The following is a 2,070-nucleotide window of genomic DNA, read 5'->3' on the forward strand; positions in this document are numbered from 1 at the left end:
ACTTATCTCGACGCTCATTATAAAAGCTACCTGCTGGCTCCCAATTATGTGTTGCAGCCGAGCGGCGCCATCATCGTCGATCCGGTTCATCCCAGCCTTGATGCCGCAGGCAAGAAGACGACCAATACGCCGGAAATAAGCTACACCGCCTCCGTTTCGCACGTGCTGTCTACGTCCGTTGGGCGCTTCACCACGTCGGGGAACGTCAACTACCGCGGAAAATCTTTCGTGGATCCCCAAAATCGTTTCAATCTGCCGACGCGCTATGTGGTCAATCTCACCGAACGCTGGACCTCGCCGGACGATCATTATTTCATCAGCCTATGGGCAAAGAACCTGCTGGACAAACGATATGACTATGCGATCACGCTGGTCACTCCTGCCGGACTTGTCGGCAGCCGTGCTGAACCCCGTACCTATGGGGTCAGCGCCGGTTTCGACTTCTAGTCGGGAAAGGCGTTACCTATGCTCGCCGGTTTGAGGGAGGAAACCCTGGTGCAACTACCTGATATAGCAGGCCGGCGGGAACCGACGCTCAGACCTGGCCGAGCATGGGCGATGATTGCCGTTCTTTCGGCTCTGTTCGTCATTTCCATGGTGGACAGGTTCGCCCTGGGCCTCCTTGTCGAGCCACTCAAGCGAGATCTGGCGGTCTCCGATGTTCAACTGGGACTGCTGTTCGGTTCGGCTTTCGCCATCTTCTACGGCTTGATCACCATTCCCCTGGCGAGATGGGCAGATAAGGGCAATCGCATCAAGTTGATCATTTCCGCCGTCGTCCTTTGGTCGATATGCACGATTCTCTCGGGTTTCGCGACATCGTTCCCGATGCTGGTGTTCCTGCGCATCGGCCTGGCGGTGGGTGAAGCTGCTCTCGTGCCCGCGACCTACTCTCTTATCGCGGACGCCCTGCCGCCCGATCGCCGAACCTTCGGCGGGGCCATCTTCAACAGTTTCGGAATGGCTGGCGCCTCCAGTGCCTATCTGATCGGTTCTGTAGCGATCAGCCTCGTCAATGCGGCGCAGGCCGCAGGCTATCTGGCGGACCTGCGCGAATGGCAGGCCGTGTTCATCATCATCGGCCTGCCTGGTATCCTCCTTGTATTCGCTTTTGCCGCCTTTGCCAGAGAACCTCTCAGGGCCTCGGTTGCCCTTGACGTCGAGATGAATTCTTTCCGCGACGTCGTTCAATTCATGCGATCGCAAGGATGGCTTTATCCGGGACTGTTCGTTGGCGCGGGCTGTCTGGTCCTCGGCACAAATGGGTTTCTCGCATGGACCCCGGCCTATCTTTCCCGCGCATATGATTTGCCGATCGTCGAGGCGGGACGGCTCTTCGGCATGTACAATCTCGTCACCTTCGTCACGGCCAGCGTCCTTGTCCCATTCATAGGTGTCTGGTGCTCGCGATATCGCCAGGACGCCATAGTGCTTGTCGGCATGACCTGCGCTCTTTTTAGCACTATATTCTGTGTGGCCGCGGTACTTCAGCCTTCGCGAAGCTTTTTCCTGATTTATGCCTTTGCCGGTATGTTCTTTGCGGTCGGCGGCGCGAGCAACACCATCTCTTCCTTTCACAAGCTCACCCCTGCGCCCATGCGGGCGACCTTGACATCGATGCTGCTCATCTTCCTCACCACTGTCGCGCTCGGCTTGGCGCCTCCGCTGGTGGGAGGGCTGTCATCCCAGTTCGCTTCTGGCAAAACCGCTCTCGGCGCCGGTCTTGGCCTTGTCTCGGCATGTGGGGGAGCAGCATCATTTTTGTTGTTCTGGGCGGCAAGGAAAAAGGTGCTGCTCTATCTGGCGGTGACGAACGAAGGCGCAACCGCTGACGCGATTGCCTCCGGGGAGGCGCTGGCCCGTTGAGGGGCCGGGCCTGTGCGCCCATCGAGTTCACACACGGAAGTTGTTTTTCGAAGATCGGAATTGGAGGTGCGTCATGGCGACCGAAGATGGCTTTGTAGAGACGGTTAACCGCGCCGCAGAGGAGGGACGGACGCCCTTCTACGATCGGGCGCGGGAGCAGAGCCTTGCGCCGCTGTGGCGGGTGCTGGGCGGCCTTGTGGCGGA

1 protein-coding gene and 1 pseudogene are annotated in these 2,070 nt (G+C 58.8%); both read left to right on the forward strand.

Annotated features, from left to right (window positions below; all coding sequences use genetic code 11):
• Positions 1–447 (forward strand): annotated as a pseudogene (locus tag VJS46_RS08010) (hypothetical protein); the annotation flags it as partial.
• A 48-nt stretch (positions 448–495) separates the two neighbouring features.
• Positions 496–1,866, forward strand: a complete 1,371-nt coding sequence (locus VJS46_RS08015; RefSeq protein WP_324059317.1) for an MFS transporter — start codon at positions 496–498, stop codon at positions 1,864–1,866.
• Positions 1,867–2,070 lie beyond the last annotated feature (204 nt).

Origin of the sequence: Rhizorhapis sp. (genome assembly GCF_035276005.1) — a bacterium.
GTDB lineage: Bacteria > Pseudomonadota > Alphaproteobacteria > Sphingomonadales > Sphingomonadaceae > Rhizorhapis.